Source organism: Nocardia farcinica (assembly GCF_029867845.1).
Classification (GTDB): Bacteria; Actinomycetota; Actinomycetes; order Mycobacteriales; family Mycobacteriaceae; genus Nocardia; species Nocardia farcinica_A.
The window spans coordinates 1-2,645 of the sequence record NZ_JARWRU010001169.1; the positions used below are offsets into that span (position 1 = coordinate 1).

Consider the following 2,645-nt stretch of genomic DNA (forward strand, 5'->3'; position numbering starts at 1 on the left):
GTGCCCACCCCCGACGCGTCGCTGGCCGGCGCCGCGCTGACGCTGATCGCGCCCGAAAGTTGCACTGTGCTGACCGAGCGCGGGGTCGCGGTCCCCCTGCCCCAACTGGTGCTCTCGACGATCGGAGCGACCCCGTGAAGCTGACCCGCACGCGGCTGTGCAGCCTCGTCGCCGCGCCGCTGACGGCGCTGTTCGTGCTCACCGGCTGCGGTTTCGACCCCAGTGACCACACCATGCCCGGCGCGGGCGTGCGCGGCCCGACCTACCGGCTGAATCTGGAATTCGAGTCGCTGCTGAGCCTGCCCGCGGGAGCGGATGTGCGCAGCGGCGGCGTCACCGTCGGCGCTCTCGACTCGATCAGCCTCGAACCCGACAGCGCCGTCGCCCACATCGACGTGCGCGAGTCGGTGGTGGTGCCCGCGGGCGCCCGGGCCGAGTTGCGCCAGACCACCGTGCTCGGCGACATCTACATCGCCCTGCTGCCGCCCGCCGACGGGGGACAGCCGTTGGGCGACGGCGACACCATCCCGATCCAGCACACCGACCCCGGCCCGCAGATCGAGGAGATGCTCGAGCGCATCGCCACCTTCGTCAACGGCGGTTCCCTGGTGCGGCTGCAGGATTCGATCACCCGGCTGAACGAGATCCTGCCCGCCGACCCCGCCGAGACCAGGATGCTGGCCGCGGCCGTGGCCACCGATGTCAACCAGGCGGCGGCAGGCCTGGACCAGCTGGACCGGTTGATGGCCGCCACCGACGACCTCACCCAGCGGCTGCACGCCGCCCGCGAGGAGGTCGGCTTCCTGTTCTCCGATGTCGCGCGCCAGCGGCTGGACCGGGTGCCCTACTTCATGGACGCGGTGCTCAACACCGTCATCGACGCCAACACCATGGTCACCGGTCTGGAGTGGCTGATTCCCCGGCTGCCGCACATCAACGAGAACCTGGAGACGATCGCGCCGCTGCTGCGCGATCCCTCACCGAGCGCGCACGAACTGGCGGGCAATGCCGCCGACCTGATGGCGCTGGTCAACGACGAACTGCTGCCCTTCCTGCTCGGACCCGGCGTGGACATCCGCAGCGTCGGTATCGCCGGTGCGGGCGAGGGCGATCCGGCCAAGGACGGCCTGGTCCTGCTGCGCATGATCGGAGCACTGCCGTGACCCGCATCCCCCCCTGGCTTTCCGGCCTCGCCCTGGCCCTGGTGATGGTCCTCGGCTCCTGGTACCTGATCGTCGACGTGCTGACCATCGATCCCGCCCAGCGCCGCAACGAGGCGGTGGTGGACCTGCGCGACGCCGCGGGCCTGCGCCCCGGCTCGGAGGTCGTCTACCGGGGCGTGGACATCGGCCGGGTCGAGGAGGTGCGCAGCCACGAGGGCCTGGTCCGCATGCGCTTCAGCTACGACGCCGACTACCGGATCCCCGTCGACAGCTCCATGCGCGTGGAGAACCTCTCCGCCCTGGGCGAACCCGTCTTCGCGCTGCTCCCGCACACCACCGAGGGGCCCTACCTCCCCGACGGCGCGCACCTGGTCGAGGCCGTCGAGCTGCCGACCTCGGTGCCCGACCTGCTGGCCACCACCTCCGGCCTGCTCGATCAGATCGACCCCGAGTCGGTCCGCAAGCTCACCGACGCGCTGGCCGCCTCCGTCGAGGGCCTGGACACCACCGTGCCCGCCGCCCGCCGCGGCGCCGAACTGCTGCTGACCACGCTGTCGCGGCACGAGGGTTCGCTGGAGGTGATCCTGCGCGAGCTGGTGAAGGTGATGGGCGATGTGGAGTGGGCGCGCGCCACCCTCACCGAGGCCCCGCCCATGCTGGAACGCTTCGGCGAGACCCTGGGCGTGTCCTACGAATACCTGTTCGCGGGCTCGGAGGTGCTGCGCGGCCGCGAGGTGCTCGGCTCCTGGCGCGCCCAGCAGGACGAACTCGCCGAGTTCCTGGCGAAGATGGCCCCCGAACTCGGCGCCATCGGTGTCGCCCTGCGCCCGGCCACCCAGGCCACCGGTCCGCTGCTGGCCTCGATGGACCTGGGTACGTTGCTCGAGCAGGCGATCGCCACCCTGCCGGGCGAGAGTGTCCGCTTCACCGTGGCGGTTCCCCGATGAGAGAGACGACCACCATGACAGATGCCGCCGAGAACGACGAGAGCGTGACCAGCGAGACGTCCGGCGACAAGGCCGCGGGCGGGAGCGCGTCCGCCGCGCCCGCCGGGTCCGCCGCGTCCGCCGCGTCCGCCGGGTCGGCCGGGTCCGGGACTGCCGGGTCCGCGTCGGCCCCGGCGCCGGAGTCCGCCCGGGCCGAGGAGGCCGGTGCCGAGGCAGGTTCTGCTGAGGCCGAACCTGCTGAGGGCGAATCTGCTGAGGGCGCTGTGGCGCCGACGGGTGTGAAGGCCGATCTCTCGAAGAGCACACCGGCAGCGACTGAATCGTCTGCCGGTTCGACGGCGAGCCGGGGGCCGGACAAGGGCTTCATCGCGGTCGCGGTGATCGCCGTCCTCTCCCTGGTGGCCGCGATCGTTCTCGGCGTGCTCTGGGCGACCGACGACTCCGCCGACGAACAGGCCGCCCTCCAGACGCGCCTGGAGGTGGAGGCCGCCGCCGAGGCGGCCGCCGCCCCGTACGCCCAGCGCGTCACCCAGGT

At 72.1% G+C, this 2,645-nt stretch carries 3 protein-coding genes; all 3 read left to right on the plus strand.

Features of this window, described 5'->3' with window-relative positions; genetic code table 11:
- Positions 1–134 precede the first annotated feature (134 nt).
- The gene (locus QH283_RS25955; protein ID WP_280505558.1) at positions 135–1,163 is read left to right on the plus strand and encodes an MlaD family protein; all 1,029 of its coding nucleotides are present in this window, start codon (positions 135–137) and stop codon (positions 1,161–1,163) included.
- Entirely contained in the window at positions 1,160–2,110 is a 951-nt protein-coding gene (locus QH283_RS25960; protein ID WP_280505559.1) for an MlaD family protein, read from the plus strand. Before QH283_RS25955 ends, QH283_RS25960 begins: the two co-directional genes overlap by 4 nt.
- Positions 2,107–2,645: hypothetical protein (locus tag QH283_RS25965; RefSeq protein WP_432420783.1), on the plus strand; the 539-nt coding region annotated here is incomplete at its 3' end. The genes QH283_RS25960 and QH283_RS25965, both read left to right, overlap by 4 nt.